The 13,653-nt window shown below is 60.1% G+C and carries 26 protein-coding genes and 3 pseudogenes; 28 read left to right on the top strand and 1 reads right to left on the bottom strand.

Going from position 1 to position 13,653, the window contains the following annotated elements; genetic code table 11:
• Window positions 1–386: 386 nt before the first annotated feature.
• Window positions 387–890: a hypothetical protein gene (locus tag U5K34_RS10045; protein WP_322568257.1), complete on the bottom strand. Its 504-nt coding sequence runs from the start codon at window positions 888–890 to the stop codon at window positions 387–389.
• A gap of 102 nt (window positions 891–992) precedes the next feature.
• Here U5K34_RS10045 and U5K34_RS10050 point away from each other — a divergent pair, with 102 nt between their 5' ends.
• From U5K34_RS10050 to U5K34_RS10165, 28 genes and pseudogenes are all read left to right on the top strand, one after another.
• Window positions 993–1,199, top strand: a complete 207-nt coding sequence (locus U5K34_RS10050; protein ID WP_322568258.1) for a hypothetical protein — start codon at window positions 993–995, stop codon at window positions 1,197–1,199.
• Between the two features lie 6 nt (window positions 1,200–1,205).
• Complete coding sequence (locus U5K34_RS10055) at window positions 1,206–1,565, top strand: hypothetical protein (protein ID WP_322568259.1); 360 nt, start codon at window positions 1,206–1,208, stop codon at window positions 1,563–1,565.
• A gap of 24 nt (window positions 1,566–1,589) precedes the next feature.
• The gene (locus U5K34_RS10060; protein WP_322568260.1) at window positions 1,590–1,811 is read left to right on the top strand and encodes a hypothetical protein; all 222 of its coding nucleotides are present in this window, start codon (window positions 1,590–1,592) and stop codon (window positions 1,809–1,811) included.
• The gene (locus tag U5K34_RS10065; protein ID WP_322568261.1) at window positions 1,783–2,001 is read left to right on the top strand and encodes a hypothetical protein; all 219 of its coding nucleotides are present in this window, start codon (window positions 1,783–1,785) and stop codon (window positions 1,999–2,001) included. Before U5K34_RS10060 ends, U5K34_RS10065 begins: the two co-directional genes overlap by 29 nt.
• Window positions 2,002–2,074: 73 nt before the next feature.
• A complete protein-coding gene (locus U5K34_RS10070) occupies window positions 2,075–2,599 on the top strand; it encodes a hypothetical protein (protein WP_322568262.1) in 525 nt (174 codons plus the stop codon).
• Window positions 2,596–2,781 (top strand): hypothetical protein, encoded by a 186-nt coding sequence (locus tag U5K34_RS10075; RefSeq protein ID WP_322568263.1) that lies wholly within the window; start codon window positions 2,596–2,598, stop codon window positions 2,779–2,781. Before U5K34_RS10070 ends, U5K34_RS10075 begins: the two co-directional genes overlap by 4 nt.
• Window positions 2,782–2,898: 117 nt before the next feature.
• The gene (locus U5K34_RS10080; RefSeq protein WP_322568264.1) at window positions 2,899–3,069 is read left to right on the top strand and encodes a hypothetical protein; all 171 of its coding nucleotides are present in this window, start codon (window positions 2,899–2,901) and stop codon (window positions 3,067–3,069) included.
• A gap of 87 nt (window positions 3,070–3,156) precedes the next feature.
• Window positions 3,157–3,495 (top strand): annotated as a pseudogene (locus U5K34_RS16125) (VapE domain-containing protein); the annotation flags it as partial.
• 29 nt (window positions 3,496–3,524) lie between these two features.
• Window positions 3,525–3,755, top strand: a complete 231-nt coding sequence (locus U5K34_RS16130) for a VapE domain-containing protein (RefSeq protein WP_416224075.1) — start codon at window positions 3,525–3,527, stop codon at window positions 3,753–3,755.
• 67 nt (window positions 3,756–3,822) lie between these two features.
• Window positions 3,823–4,068, top strand: a complete 246-nt coding sequence (locus U5K34_RS10085; RefSeq protein WP_322568265.1) for a hypothetical protein — start codon at window positions 3,823–3,825, stop codon at window positions 4,066–4,068.
• A gap of 238 nt (window positions 4,069–4,306) precedes the next feature.
• Window positions 4,307–4,804 carry a hypothetical protein gene (locus U5K34_RS10090; RefSeq protein ID WP_322568266.1) on the top strand — a complete coding sequence of 166 codons (498 nt, stop codon included), beginning with the start codon at window positions 4,307–4,309 and terminating at the stop codon, window positions 4,802–4,804.
• A gap of 23 nt (window positions 4,805–4,827) precedes the next feature.
• Window positions 4,828–5,310: a hypothetical protein gene (locus U5K34_RS10095; protein WP_322568267.1), complete on the top strand. Its 483-nt coding sequence runs from the start codon at window positions 4,828–4,830 to the stop codon at window positions 5,308–5,310.
• Window positions 5,307–5,873: a phage terminase large subunit family protein gene (locus U5K34_RS16135; protein ID WP_416224076.1), complete on the top strand. Its 567-nt coding sequence runs from the start codon at window positions 5,307–5,309 to the stop codon at window positions 5,871–5,873. Before U5K34_RS10095 ends, U5K34_RS16135 begins: the two co-directional genes overlap by 4 nt.
• Window positions 5,803–6,687: pseudogene (locus tag U5K34_RS10100) on the top strand (terminase gpA endonuclease subunit); the annotation flags it as partial. The gene U5K34_RS16135 and the pseudogene U5K34_RS10100, both read left to right, overlap by 71 nt.
• Complete coding sequence (locus tag U5K34_RS10105) at window positions 6,656–7,303, top strand: terminase gpA endonuclease subunit (RefSeq protein ID WP_322568268.1); 648 nt, start codon at window positions 6,656–6,658, stop codon at window positions 7,301–7,303. The pseudogene U5K34_RS10100 and the gene U5K34_RS10105, both read left to right, overlap by 32 nt.
• Complete coding sequence (locus U5K34_RS10110; RefSeq protein WP_322568269.1) at window positions 7,300–7,893, top strand: hypothetical protein; 594 nt, start codon at window positions 7,300–7,302, stop codon at window positions 7,891–7,893. Before U5K34_RS10105 ends, U5K34_RS10110 begins: the two co-directional genes overlap by 4 nt.
• Window positions 7,894–8,183: 290 nt before the next feature.
• Window positions 8,184–8,369, top strand: a complete 186-nt coding sequence (locus U5K34_RS10115; protein ID WP_322568270.1) for a hypothetical protein — start codon at window positions 8,184–8,186, stop codon at window positions 8,367–8,369.
• Entirely contained in the window at window positions 8,344–8,775 is a 432-nt protein-coding gene (locus U5K34_RS10120; RefSeq protein ID WP_322568271.1) for a hypothetical protein, read from the top strand. Before U5K34_RS10115 ends, U5K34_RS10120 begins: the two co-directional genes overlap by 26 nt.
• A 600-nt stretch (window positions 8,776–9,375) precedes the next feature.
• Window positions 9,376–9,663 (top strand): phage portal protein, encoded by a 288-nt coding sequence (locus U5K34_RS16140; RefSeq protein WP_416224080.1) that lies wholly within the window; start codon window positions 9,376–9,378, stop codon window positions 9,661–9,663.
• A 7-nt stretch (window positions 9,664–9,670) separates the two neighbouring features.
• A pseudogene (locus U5K34_RS10130) lies at window positions 9,671–10,051 on the top strand (phage portal protein); the annotation flags it as partial.
• A gap of 61 nt (window positions 10,052–10,112) precedes the next feature.
• Window positions 10,113–10,289, top strand: coding sequence for a phage portal protein (locus U5K34_RS16145; protein ID WP_416224081.1), 177 nt, complete (start codon window positions 10,113–10,115; stop codon window positions 10,287–10,289).
• The gene (locus U5K34_RS10135; RefSeq protein WP_322568274.1) at window positions 10,270–10,686 is read left to right on the top strand and encodes a hypothetical protein; all 417 of its coding nucleotides are present in this window, start codon (window positions 10,270–10,272) and stop codon (window positions 10,684–10,686) included. Before U5K34_RS16145 ends, U5K34_RS10135 begins: the two co-directional genes overlap by 20 nt.
• A gap of 32 nt (window positions 10,687–10,718) precedes the next feature.
• Window positions 10,719–11,207, top strand: coding sequence for a hypothetical protein (locus U5K34_RS10140; RefSeq protein ID WP_322568275.1), 489 nt, complete (start codon window positions 10,719–10,721; stop codon window positions 11,205–11,207).
• A 71-nt stretch (window positions 11,208–11,278) separates the two neighbouring features.
• Window positions 11,279–11,647 carry a hypothetical protein gene (locus tag U5K34_RS10145; RefSeq protein WP_322568276.1) on the top strand — a complete coding sequence of 123 codons (369 nt, stop codon included), beginning with the start codon at window positions 11,279–11,281 and terminating at the stop codon, window positions 11,645–11,647.
• Window positions 11,648–11,877: 230 nt separating this feature from the next.
• A complete protein-coding gene (locus tag U5K34_RS10150; RefSeq protein WP_322568460.1) occupies window positions 11,878–12,366 on the top strand; it encodes a phage major capsid protein in 489 nt (162 codons plus the stop codon).
• Between the two features lie 19 nt (window positions 12,367–12,385).
• A complete protein-coding gene (locus U5K34_RS10155) occupies window positions 12,386–12,613 on the top strand; it encodes a phage major capsid protein (protein WP_322568277.1) in 228 nt (75 codons plus the stop codon).
• An 84-nt stretch (window positions 12,614–12,697) separates the two neighbouring features.
• Window positions 12,698–12,943 carry a hypothetical protein gene (locus tag U5K34_RS10160; protein WP_322568278.1) on the top strand — a complete coding sequence of 82 codons (246 nt, stop codon included), beginning with the start codon at window positions 12,698–12,700 and terminating at the stop codon, window positions 12,941–12,943.
• 43 nt (window positions 12,944–12,986) lie between these two features.
• Window positions 12,987–13,646 (top strand): hypothetical protein, encoded by a 660-nt coding sequence (locus U5K34_RS10165; RefSeq protein ID WP_322568279.1) that lies wholly within the window; start codon window positions 12,987–12,989, stop codon window positions 13,644–13,646.
• Window positions 13,647–13,653: the final 7 nt, after the last annotated feature.

The raw sequence follows: 13,653 nt of genomic DNA on the forward strand, positions 1-13,653 counted from the left end.
CGGGCGCGGCATGAGCTATTGAGTGAGCCTGCCCGTCTTTTCCGGCGACGAACTCGTTGCGCGAACCCCGTATGCGTGCGCCGGCGTCGATGTCCAGACCGCGAGCCCGGCGCAGGCGGGGAGACATGTCGCGGGGTCGATGTACGCTTTTTGGTGATGCTGTCCCGAGCTTCGGCTTCCTTTACCGCGCGCTGTGCTTCGCTTGAGACCATTTGTCGAACGTGGCGGGCGGCTTGTGGCCGTCTTTAAAGAATCAGTTTCCTGGCCTTTGCGTAGTCCTCGCGCCGAACCGGCAATGCCGACGGCGCGGGTTGGCGGTTGGGTCGTGGGGGCGCTGTGATGATGTGATTGGCGTGTGACAACACGATCGTATCACGCGGTGGGCTTCATTTTCCCGTGGTGGTGAGAGTGGCCGGCAACGGCCTTTGATAACCCGCGCGGCTTTCCCCGGCCGTGCGGGTTCTTTTTGACAGGAGGGTGGCGATGAATATCAAAAGCGCTTCGGAAATCAAAGCTAAAGGCGGAAGCTGGAGGGGATCGACCGTTGTTTGCCGATGAACCGCAAGGCGGCTTTTTGTGGCGACGACCGAACGCGGCGGCATACTCTTGAGGTAGTGCCAGACCGTTGGATAGGTGCCAGAGCTTAATGTTTTGCTGGGTTTTGCAAAACGCCTATCCGCTTCTGCGGCACTAAGCTTCAGGTGGTGAGTCTTGATCGCGACGATGCGCGCCAGCGCGCATCCGCGGACTGGATTTGCGGCGTATATCTGTTTTCGGTTAATTGTGTTGCGTCGAGTTGCCTGGCTATCGCTGCGATCGGGACTGAAAGCGCTTGCCCCTGCTCGATTGGCGTGCTCGGCGATGATCTGACGCATAAATTCTTCGTTCACAGGAGGCTCCTTTGGTGATGGTTTGTGTGTTTGGTCGCAGCAGTCTACACGGAGAGGCCTCCTTTTCTTTAGCCAGCATAGGCAGATGACAGGAGTTGCACTATGTCCATGACTGTACAAAAGCCCGAGCATCGGGTGATTCGGGATTATGTGACTGGTTTGCGTGGCCAGAAGGCGATCACGCTTGAGGGCCTGCGCGATGCGTTCGTGCCGGTTTATCTGGAGATGATTCCGCCGGATGACGATGTGCCGCGTTTTGAGCGTGTCCACCGGCATGATTCGGTGGAGCAGGCCAGGCGTAAGGACTAGGCGAATTTGAAAAAGCTGTGGCGCGCCATCGATGGCACGACGTTTTTTCCGCTGACGTTCAAGGCGCCATTGATTGTGGCGCTGGACTCTATCAAGCCCGGGCTGGGCACTGAACTGCAAAAGCTGCTGCTGCATAACGCCGGGCTTTATCACTTGCCGATCGAGATGAGCGAGCACGCGCCGTCGGTGTATGCGGAGTGGCTGCAGGAGTTCAGTGAGGCGAACACGGCAATGGTGGCGGATGTGAACGGCAACGGCCGCCTGGATTCGCCGATGACGTACAAGGAGGTGCTGGACGTGATCGAGAAGAGCCTGCAGGTGATTCGTGAACTGGAGAAAAACACCGAGCAGCAAACGGCTCATTAAAAAAATAACGGGGGAATAACAACAATGACGGATAGTCATTCCGCGATTGATGATGTTTACCGCCTGGCGGAACAGTTGGGTCTGGTAGTCGAGCACCTGGAACTGGACGGCACCTGGCATCGCGTGCCGGTGACGGGGAAAAAGAAGTCGAATTTGTCTGGCGCCTATTGCTTGAGTGAGTTGACGTTACGCTCAGGCCGTTCGGCGTGTGGTTGGCATGCTGTACAACTGGACCACGCGAACTGAGGAGCGCTTAACACTCGACGGTGTTGAGGGCGCAACCGACGAGGATATCGCCGAGGCGAGGCGTCGAACCCAGGAGGCGGCGGAGGCATCAAAACGCGAAAAAGCCAAACTGCAAAAAGAGACGGCAGCGCGAGCAAAAGAGATCTGGGAGAAGTTGCCGGACTCCGGGCCATCGCCGATGCCTGGATAAAAAGCGCGTCAAGGCGTGGGGGATACGGTTTTCGCGCGGCACGATTGTGGTGCCGGCGCGGGATGAACATGGCGTGATTTGGACGCTGCAATTCATCGATGCCGAGGGTAACAAGCGATTTTTAACCGGCGGCGCGAAGCGCGGCCGGTTGCATATGATAGGGCGGCCCGAAGGGCCTCCTTCTGTGGTGGGTTACGCCGAAGGGTATGCCACGGCCGCGACGCTGCATGAGGCGTTAGGTTTGCCGGTGGCCGTGACCTTCGATGCAGGCAATATCCTGCCGGTAGCGCAAGCTTTAAAAGCGCGCTGGTCCAATGCCAGGCATGTCATCTTCGCCGATCACGATGCGTTCAAGGGTTACCCGCAGGCCTTTATCCGCAAGAGCCAGCTGACCGCGGCGGTCGAGCAGCAGATTGCGCGATTACGCAAGCTGCGGCCTGATGTGCAGGTTGAGGTCGTCGACGACGAGGATCCGCGACTGCGTGATACTCAGAAACATTACAACACTGGCGTCACTGATGCGTTGCTGGCGGCAGCTGTTGTCGACGGTGATGTGGTGATTCCACGTTTTGATGACCCGCAGGAGGCCGTGGCGTGAGCGATAAGCCGACCGACTTTAATGACCAGGCCAGCGCTCGCGGTCGTGATGCCGTCGCTGATGGTGTTCGCGGTGACCTGGCTGCCATCGATGCCGAAAGGCAAACAGAAACAAATCATCAGCAGGCGCAGCCTTTACAGGGTGATACCAGAATAACGGCGGCGCTGACGAGCCACCGGTGACGGATTCCCCGCCTGATAACGCTCCGCGTCGGGATGAAGACTGGCGGCACCTCATGGAGGTGAATAAGGACGGCTCTTACAAGGCGTCGGTGCGCAACACGGAGCTGGTGCTGCGCTATGACAAGCAGTGGGATTGGTGTGCTGGGTTATTGCCAGCTCAGTTACCGCGTTATCAAGCGGAAGCTGCCACCGATGCCGGATTCGGAGTCGGGCGAGTGGAGCGACGAGGACGCGGCGGCACTCAAGGTGTGGTTTGCTCGCTCATTACGGCTTCACGCCGTCACATAGTGATATTGCCGACGCGGTGATCGGTGGTGGCGCGCGCCAATCGATTCCATCCAGTGCGGGACTGGTTGCGCACTTTATCCTGGGACAATGAGCCGCGCCTGGAGACCTGGCTGCACAAGGCCTTTGCGATCTATCGATGATGATCGGTATTTGAGGCTGGTCGGGCCGAAGGTGTTAATCGCGGCGGTGGCTCGTGTTATGGACCCCGGCTGCAAAGCTGACAACGTGATGATCCTGGAGGGCGCGCAGGGGCGCGGTAAGTCGACCATCATCGCTATCCTGTTCGGTGAATGGTTCAGCGATTCGCCAATACCGATTGGCGATAAAGAGGCTTACCAACTGATACACGGCAAGTGGGGCTGGGAACTGGCCGAACTGGACAGCTTTCACAAGGCCGAGATGACAGCCATCAAGCAGTTCTTTTCATCGACCCAGCGACCGTTTCCGGCCGTCCTATGGCCGGCACGCGAAAGACCACCCGCGACAGACTCAGTTCTGGGGCTCAACTCAACCAGGACGCGTACCTGCGAGATTACTCGGGTAACCGCAGGTTTTGGCCGGTGTATTGCCCCAAGGTGCATAAGGACTGGGCACGCAAGAATCGTGAGCAGCTATGGGCTGAGGCGTTAGATCGCGTATCAGCAGGGCGAGAAGTGGTGGATATCGCAGGACACGCCAGAAGATGAGGAGGAGTTCGTTATCGTCACCGAGGCACAGGACGCCCGCCTGCAGCGTGACCCATGGGAAGACATCTTGCGCGAATGGCTGGACCGGCAGACCAAGCCGCACCTGACGACGGCAGAGATACTGCAGGATTGCATCGGCCTGGATGGTGCGCACATGCAGCAGGCTCACATGAACCGGCTCGGGCCAATCATGCACGCGCTTGGCTGGGAGAATAAGCGGGTCAGTGTCGAAAAGCGCGGAGGAGGCCGCAGGCAGGTTCGCGCCTGGGTATCCATGGACAAACAAAAAGAGCTGGAGGAGGTCCCGTTGTGACACCTGTGACACCGGCTAAAAAGTGGGCGTCACGCCTGAAACCCGCGCCAGATAAGGCGTGTGACGCTGTGACGCCTGTGACGCCCTGTATACGCGGGCGCAGGCGCGCGCGCGCGCGCACGCGCGCGCGGATATACGGGCGTCACGTGTCACACATATAGAAATATTAAAGAGATCAGCCAGTTAAGCTGTGACACCCAAAAAAAAGAGGGTGTCACAGGCGTCACAGGAGAGTGCCATGCAGTTTGAGCGCATGAGTAAATACCACAAGGAATCCAGTGAGGGTTACGTGATCGCCGCGTCCAGGGTGAATGGTGGTTGGGTGTTCAGCGCATCAGGACCCAAGCGGCCATCGATTCGTAATGGCAACACCATCAACGCGCTCAAAGATCCATTGCGCGGACTGATTCCGTTCCGTGAAAGCTATGACATCGGTGATATGAGATACCCGCGCGCCGCGAGCTGCTCGGCTGCTACCGCGAAGACCAGTGCGGCGGCATCGATGCCGCGAAGGCGCAAGCCGAGGCCGCATGCGTTCAGCACCAGCAGAAAGTGCTGCAGCACCTGGCCGAACAGCAATCAACCAGCGACGCCGAACAGTTGCGGGTCCTCCCTAGTGAAACGCCATGCGAGCCGCCGAACCCGCGATATTTGGCTAGTGACATGGCGGGAATCTTTGCCTAACTCCGATCGCCCTGGTGATGTGGTGGTGGCTCAGTCTGGAGGTGCACGGTGATGACGGACCAGGAGCCGACCACCATGAGCCAGGCGGAGTTCGCGCGACACCGTGGCGTGGCCAAGGCCACAGTGACCGAGTACAAACGCAAGGGCTTTCTGGTGCTGACCGATGACGGGCGCATCGATGTCGAGAAGACTGAGCGTGTCCTGGCTGCTTCCCTGGATACTCGTGGTGGCAATCGTAACCGTGGCAGCGACGAACAGCCTGCGGCTACAGACGCCTCCTACATGGCCGCGAAGACGCGGGAGATGGAGGCGAAGGCAGCACGGCAGGAGATGGAGACGCGCCAGCGGGCAGGGGAGTTGGTCGCTCGCGAGGATGTGCAGGTGACCGCGTTCACGCTAGCGCGTAATGCACAAGAGGCTGTGATGGCCGTTGCTGATCGACTGTCTCCCTTGTTGGCGGCTGAGACGGATAGCGCAAAAGTGCATGAGATGTTGAGCGCTGAATTGCGGCAGGTATGTCAGGACCTGGCGAAGGCTGCACGGGAGCGACTGGAATGAGCGCGGCAGCTGACGTGATGCTTGAGAAACTTTATCACGTCGAAAGTGGTGGCCAGGCGTTTGCGCAAGCCTGGGCGGACGGCTGGGACATGCCAGAGCCGTTGCCGGTTGATGAGTGGGCGGACAACTATCGCGTGTTACCGCGCGAGAGCTCATCCGAGCATGGGCCATGGCGCACGTCACGCACACCCTACCTGCGCGAACCGATGCAGGTGCTGAGTGGCAATCATTCCTGTAAGCGCGCGGTGATGGTGTTTGGTACGCAGACCGGGAAGACTGAAACCGGGAATAACTGGGTCGGCGCCTCCGTGCATCAGTCGCCCAGCTCAATGATGATTGTGCAGCCAACTGTCGAGATGGGTAAACGCTGGGCGCGCCAGCGTCTTAATCCGATGGTGGCGTTGACGCCAGAGCTGCAGGCACTGATCGAAACCTGCCCGCAGCCGCGACAGCGGGAACACTTCGACGATGAAAGAATATCCCGGCGGTTTTATGGTAATCGCCGGCTCCAACAGCTCGTCTTCGTTGTCATCGATGCCGGTGCGCCGCCTGTTCCTGGATGAAATTGATCGTTATCCCTCGGACGTCGACAACGAAGGCCATCCAGTCGATGTTGCCGGGCGACGGACGTCGTCATTCCCTCGCCGCAAGGTCTTGCTCACATCATCGCCCACCGTCAAAGGTGAGTCGGTTATCGAGGAGGAGTTCGAGGCCTCCGATCAGCGTTACTATTATGTGCCGTGCCCACATTGTGGGCACGAGCAGATCCTGCGCGATGAAAACCTGACTGATGATGGTCAGTTCCTGTGTGAGCAGGGCGGGCACTTTATCTCTGAGCATCACAAAACCGAAATGCTGCGGCGCGGCCACTGGGTTGCACATAACCCTGGCAGCGCTGTGCCTGGCTTTCATCTGCCGAGTTACTACGCGCCGATCGGCCTGGGCTACACCTGGCAAGAGATCGCCGACGAACGCGCCAAAGCCAAAGCCAACCCGGACAAATGGAAGACCTACGTCAACACCATCATGGCGGAGACGTATGAGGATGAGACCGGCAAGGTCGAATGGAAAGATGTTGCCGAGCGCGCCGGCGGCTATTCCTCGCGCACCATCCCGGACGGCTGCCTGATGCTGACCGCCGGCGTGGATACACAGGATGATCGCTGGGCCATCGAGATCATGGGCTTTGGCCGCCGCGGTGTCTGGTTCACGATCGACGCCTGGGAAATACCCGGCCAGCCAGGCATCGAGGAAGACTGGGTCAAGCTGGATACCGTGCTCGACACGACCTTTGTCAACCGCTACGGCGTAGAGATGCGGCTGCTGGCGATGGGCATCGATACCGGTGGCCACAACACGCATATGGCGTATCAATATTGCCGCACGCGCAAGCATCGCCGCGTGCTGGCATTCGAAAGGTTCGCGCTTTCAGGGCCGACCCATCCTGCCCAGTCGACCGTCGCCGCAGGATGTCAACGTGCGTGGCCAGGTGGTGCGCGCCGGCGTCGACTTGTGGCATGTCGGCACCGATACCGCCAAGGGCGCTATCTTCGCCAAGCTGATGGCCGATGCCGGCGTGGACGACGAAGACCAACGCTTCCGCTTCCCCAGTGATCTGCCCGACGAGTTCTATCAACAGCTGACCGCCGAACGGTACGACACCACCAAACAGCGCTGGGTCAAGCCGCGCCACAAGCGCAATGAGTTCCTGGATACAACAGTCTATGCCGTTGCCGCCGCCTGCCACCCAGAGATCCGCATCGACAAGCTGCGCGATAAAGACTGGGAAAAAATCGAAACCAAAGTGCAGCCGGTCATCCAGGATATGTTCTCACAGCAAAACGAACCCGCACCGGCACCGCGCCCGGATACCGAGCAAGCCGCCACCAAAGGCGACGAGCAAACCGATCACCCCGACAACAACCAACAACCCGCCAAGCCAAAGCGTAAAAAACGCAGCAGCAAAGGCGGCTTCGTAGGAGGATGGAAATGACCGAACCAACCAAGTTCGCCGCCGGCGATACCCTGCAGTGGAAGCGCAGCCTGGCTGCCTACCCGGCCTCCGCCGGCTGGACATTACATTACGCGCTATTCAATGCCGCCGGCGCCTACACCATCGACAGCACTGCCGACGGTGACGACCACGCCATCGATGTCCCTAGCACCACAACAGCCGGCTGGACGCCCGGGCGTTATAACTGGTCGGCTTATGTCACGCACACCGACGGCCGGCGCCAGTCACTGTTCAGTGGCGGCCTACTGATCGAGCCGGACCTGACATCAGACGAGGCCTATGACGGGCGCAGCCATGCCCGCAAAATGCTGGACGCCATCGAGGCCACCATCGAGGGCCGCGCCACCGCCAAGGATATGCGATCTGGTTCGCGGCCAGTTTGGCGAGCGAGCGGTCGAGCGCGACCCCGGCAAGCTCATCACCTGGCGCGACAAATACCGCGCGGAGGTCGAAAACGAAGAGGCCGCCGCCGCCCTGGAGCGCGGCGAAAAGCGGCCGCGCCACATCAAGATCCGGTTCAGCCGGTAAGCCAGCATGCCGGCGGCGGGCGAATACACCCTGAGTCGTGACGAGGTGATGATGTACCTCGCCCTGGCCGATCTGCGATCGGCGCCAGGCAGCCGACCTCGCCGGCGTATCGCTCAGCACCTTCTGCCGGGCCATGAAGCGCAACCGCATCGAGGCGCCACGCTACTGCGCCAAACTGCGGCCGATCGACATCCAGGAGTATCCGCGCGCTTCTTGAGAAACATTCACAGCGCGAAGTGGCGCGGATGAAAGACCTGTCACGCCGCACCGTGGAAGAGAGATACGCCAGTTACGGTCTCTGGCGATGGGTTAAATAAAACGGGCGGCAGTGATGAGTAGCTGGGTAATAGTCGACAAGCGCACAGGCAAGGCCGTCTTTGAGAATTTCGATGCAAAGACCGCGACAGAGGTGCGTGAGCGGCACGCAGAAACTCACAAGGTCATCCCAATAATGCAGTGGCTGACATCACTAAATAATCACGGAGGCTTAAATGAAAAAGATCCCGTTATCGAATGAGCAACAGAAATGGCTGATCGGTCTATTTGACGAGGTCCGCAAGGCGAACGATGCAGGCGAGAAATGCGCGCTCGGCGCGCAGGTCTTTGAAGATGGCCTGGCGGTTCAACTGTTCCATGGTGAGCGGGCGCGCATTGCCGCCGCCGTGCTGGGCGGGAATCTCGACAAGAATGTTGCGTCGGCTGCGCAGCGTGTCCATGAGTACGCCTCGACTGACCCGGCCGCGCATGCCAGCAAGAAAGATAAGGCGGCTGCGTTCGAGTGGCTGCGGCGCCACGTGCAGTGCAAACCCACACGTTCCACGAAGATCCACAAGCTGCGGATCATGCCGCCATCGCCATGTATGAGATGCGGGCGGCGGAAGATATGCGCAAAGCGATCGCCGAGAGCCGGTAGCGATGATTGAGATGTATAGACTTCATCGCCCTGTGGTACTGGCCGGTTGTATTGATCTGGACGCTGCTGGTCGCCCTGGCTTTTATCGTGGTCGGTAGCGTTGACGCAGGTTGTTGTTTCGTTCTGCGAGAGCCAGCCGCTGCGAAAGACTCCCGGCCCTGCCGAAAAGGCGATGTTCGTTATCGCCACGCGTTTTTGTTATGGCCCAGGTGCATCAACGGCGAATGGCGCTGGCTGCGGTGGGCGGCCTGGCAGGAAGTTTCATCGCCCTGCATCTACACTGCCCCGAAGGGACCAGCAGTTTTTATTCTCTTCGCTGGATGCCGACGACGTGGAGCTGGCTGTCAGAGAAATAATCCCGCATCAATGTAAAAAAATAGACTTTGCCACATACATTGGTCACACCGCCTTCCCATACTCATCGCCATGAGTTGGCGAAATCGCATCATCAAATCCCTCGGCGGCTCCGCTCAGGTGCAACAAACCACGGACCGCAGCGTGGCGACACGCTCGGCGGCCGTTCCATCGTCTGGTTCGTTCCTACAAAGCCGCCAAGCAAGATCGCCTCGCTGCTGACTGGATCAGCGGCGGCGGCGATCTCAACCTGGAACTGAAAAGCCAACTCCCCGTTCTGCGAGTTCGCGCTCGCGAGGTCGAGCAAAACAGCAATCTGGCGCGCAGCTTCCTGTCGCTGTGCGAGACACACATCGTCGGGCCTGTCGGCTTTACCCTGCAGGTGCAGGGCCGCAACAATCGCGGCGAGCTCGACACCAACGGCAACAAGAAAGTCGAGTCCGAATTCAAGCGCTGGTGCAAACGTGGCGTGTGCGAGATCTCCGGCGTTTTTCTTTTCCTCTGCGCAGCGTGTTCCGGTGCGCACTACCGCGCGCGATGGTGAATGCCTGGTGCGCATGCACGACGTGCAACCGACGCGCCGCAATCCCTGGGGCTTTGTCATCGAGCTGCTGGATCCGGCGCGGCTGGATCATCTGCTCAACAAGGATTTGAGAAACGGCAACCGCATCCGCCTGGGTATCGAACTGAACCATGCCGGCCGGCCTGTCGCGTACTGGTTGCTGAAAGGCGAGCGCAAAGGCTGGGTCTCCCTGCGTGACACGCACGAGCGCGTGCCGGCCGAAGACATCATCCACTGGTTCGACCCGGAGCGCCCCGAGCAGCTGCGGGCCGGCACCTGGATGGCCAGCGGCCTGCTAACAATCCACCAGCTGGAGGCCTACCAGGAGGCCGCCATCACCGCCGCGCGCGCCGGTGCGTCCAAGATGGGTTTTTACACCCAGCAAGAAACCGGCATGGGCGCGCAGGCCATGGCTACGGACGAAGGCGATGATGACCAGCTCTACGAAGAGATTCGAGCCAGGCCACTTCAGCGTACTGCCAAAGGGTTACGGCTTCGAGGCCTTCGATCCCAAGTATCCGCACGAAGCGTTCGACCCGTTTACCAAGTCCACTAAGCGCGACCTGGCCATGGGGCTGGGCGTGTCCTATGCACGCGCTGACCGGTGACCTGAGTGACGTCAACTTCTCTTCCATCCGCTCCGGCACGCTCGAAGAGCGCGAACGCTGGAAGGTCAAGCAAGACGACTTTGCCGCTGCCGTTTGCGAGCGCACCTATCTGCGCTGGCTGAATAACGCGGCGTTTCACGGCCGCGTGGGTCCGGGCCCGCAGGACATGCTGCTGGACCGCTATAGCGAACATCACTTCCAGGGCCGCCGCTGGTCCTGGGTGGATCCGCTCAAAGATGTCAAAGCCATTGTCGAGGCACTGAACGCCGGCCTGAGCATCCCCGCAGCGCGTCGCGTCAGAAATGGGCGTGGACCTCGAAGAGATGCTGGAACAGATCGCCGCCTGGCAAAAGATGCTGGCAGACAAAAACATCACGCTGCCGGTTGTCAGCAGTAAGGCAGCCGACCCGCAAGAAGAGGAGACAAGCAATGCCGCATGAACAGCAACGCAAACTCGACCCCATCGAGTCGAAAGGGCTGCTGCATCGCAGCTACGTGATCGACCAGCGCAGCATCGACGAAGAGGCCCGCACGGTCGAACTGACGTTTTCTTCAGAAACACGCGAGGTTGAACGCTGGTTTGGCCTCGAAATCCTGGACCACTCAACCAATGCCGTGCGCCTCAAGCGCATGCAGGCCGGTGGCCCGTTGTTATTCATTCACGACATGCGCCAGCACCTGGGCGTGTGTGAAGACATCTCGATCGAAAAGCGCAAAGGCAAAGCCCTCGATGCGCTTCGGTCACAGCTCGCTGGCCGAAGAGAGAGTTCCAGGACGTCAAAGACAAAGTCCTGGTCAACGTCTCCGTCGGCTACCGGGTGCACAAGATGGTACTGGAAGAGCGTGGCGATGACGGCTCATCGGACGTCTATCGCGCGATCGACTGGGAACCATATGAGATCAGCCTGCTACCCGTAGCGGCTGATATTTCAGTAGGCGTCGGCCGCGCGGCCGGTGAATCGTTTGAAATCGAAGTGGAGGACCACACAATGCCCAAGCAAAACGAAGGCGGCGCACCGGAACAGACCCGCGGCGCCGAAACCACCCATAACTCACCTGCTACCCAGCAGGGTCAACAGCAGCAGCCGCCGGCGTTCGATCGCACGGCAGTTGAAAACGAAGTGCGCGAAGCCGAACAGCAGCGCACCTCCAACCTGATCGCCATGGGCGAACGTTACGCCAACTACGGCGCGCGTGAGCTGGCGCAGCAGTACGTCAAGGAAGGCAAGTCCGTCGAAGCATTGCGGCAGGCCATCCTGGAGAAACTGCCCACCGAAGAAACACGCGGTACCGGCACCGACACGCCGGCCTCCGACCTGGATCTGTCCCAGCGTGACGCTGCAGAAAGTACAGCCTGATGCGCGCCATCAACGCGGCCATCTCCGGCAACTGGAGAAGATGCCGAGTTCGAACGCCGAGTGCTTCACAGCTCAATCGAAGAGCGTGTCGGGCGCGACGCGCGCGGCTTCTTTGTGCCCATGCAGGTGCAAACCGCGCGTCATGGACACCACCTCCGGCACTGACCTGGTCGGCACCGAGCACATGGCCGATCAGTTCATCGACACCCTGCGCCCGAACTCCGTCGGTGATGTCCCTGGGCGCCACCGTGCTCGACGGCCTGGTCGGCAACGTCAGCCGATGCCGAAGAAAACCGGCAACGCCACAGTTCTACCGGCTCGGCGATGACGACGACGTGATCCGATTCCGATACTCAGCCCGGCTACGTGTTGCGCTGTCACCGAAAACCGTCGCGGGCTCCGTGCCGATGTCTCGCCGCCTGCTCAAGCAGAGCTCACCCAGCATTGAGGCCATGATACAGGCCGACCTGCAGCGCGGTGCTGGCCTGGCCATCGACCTGGCCGCACTGGAAGGTACTGGCGTATCCAATCAGCCGCAGGGCATCGCCAATGTCACCGGTGTCAATACCCAGACTGTCGCCACGCCCGGTCAGCCGACCTGGAATGAGCTTGTCGGGTTTGATACCGCTGTGGCAGACGACGAGGCGCTGGATGGCTCTCTGGCCTATGTCACCACTTCCGGGGTGCGCGGCAAGCTCAAGACCACCGCCGAAGGATAGCGGCAGCGGCCTGTTCCTGATGGAAGGCAAAGAAGCTAACGGTTATCCGCTGCGCGCACGTAACGGCATCACCGCCAACCGAATGATCTTCGGCAACTGGAACGACGTGCTGATCGGCATGTGGGGCATCCTCGACATCATGCCCGACACCGCTGCCAAGGCGGCTGCCGGCGGCCTGGTGCTGCGCGTGTTCCAGGACGTGGATGTAGCCGTGCGCCACGCGGAGAGCTTCTGCATCAACAGCTAACCCTATAACCCCGTAGCGAGAGAGCCCGCAGTTCACGGTTGAACGCACAGCACAAGGAAGTGCGCAAGGCCAAGGAGACAAGACATGCCAAACGAAACAAAACCCAACATGGGCAACACGAGCACGCCGCCCACCGAAGCCAGCGCCGGGCCGCAGCCCGGCAAAAGAAAGCGGCCGGTCGTGCTGGTGATGGCAAAAAACTGCGCCGTCGGCGGCAAGCCGATCAAAGAAGGCGCAAAACTCACTGTCGGTAAGGACATCAACGAAGCGGACGCCAAGGCGCTGCTCAAGATGGGTCGGGCCGAACTGGAAGAGGGCGACAAAAAATGAACATGCTCGATGTGCAAATTATTGCGATGGCTGCCGCCGCGAGGTGACCGCCAACGGCAACGGTGACGCGATCGATATCCGTGACTTTTACAGTCACGCGCAGATCACGCTCAACAGTTCGGCCGGTGGCGGTGCGGACCACACACTGGACGTCAAGCTGCAAGAGTCAGACGACGGCTCCACCGGCTGGGCAGACATCGCCGGTGCCGCGTTTACCCAGGTAACCAATGCCGCCGCCGCGTTCGAGACGTTGACGCTCGACCTGGACAAGCGCAAGCGGTACATCCGCCCCGTGGATACCGTCGCCGGTACCTCGCCGGAGTTCTCGCGCGGCATCATCACTGGCCGGTCTCAAGCAGTACAGCTAAGGCGGACACCATGGGGACATTTGCACAGGCCTTTGCGGATAACGACATCGCGCTCATCGATGCGGTGGGCGACGACGCCTCACTGGATATCGATGGCGACGGCAATCAATGTTGTCGCGGTCAAAGGCCTGTTCCAGCTCCCTGTGGACCAAACCCATATCGGCACGATACGTCGCAACGTCATCGAGGCCGAATTCAAGGGCCGCACGGCAGATCTGAGCAGCGCCATCAAAGGCACCAGCCAGCTCACCGAAAGCGGCCTGACCTACGACGTGGTGGATATACCGCCCTCGGTCGACGGCATCACCGTGCTGGTGCTGCGGCCGGCGACATAAGGAGGCA

Source organism: Thiohalophilus sp., assembly GCF_034521165.1.
Lineage (GTDB): Bacteria > Pseudomonadota > Gammaproteobacteria > UBA6429 > Thiohalophilaceae > Thiohalophilus.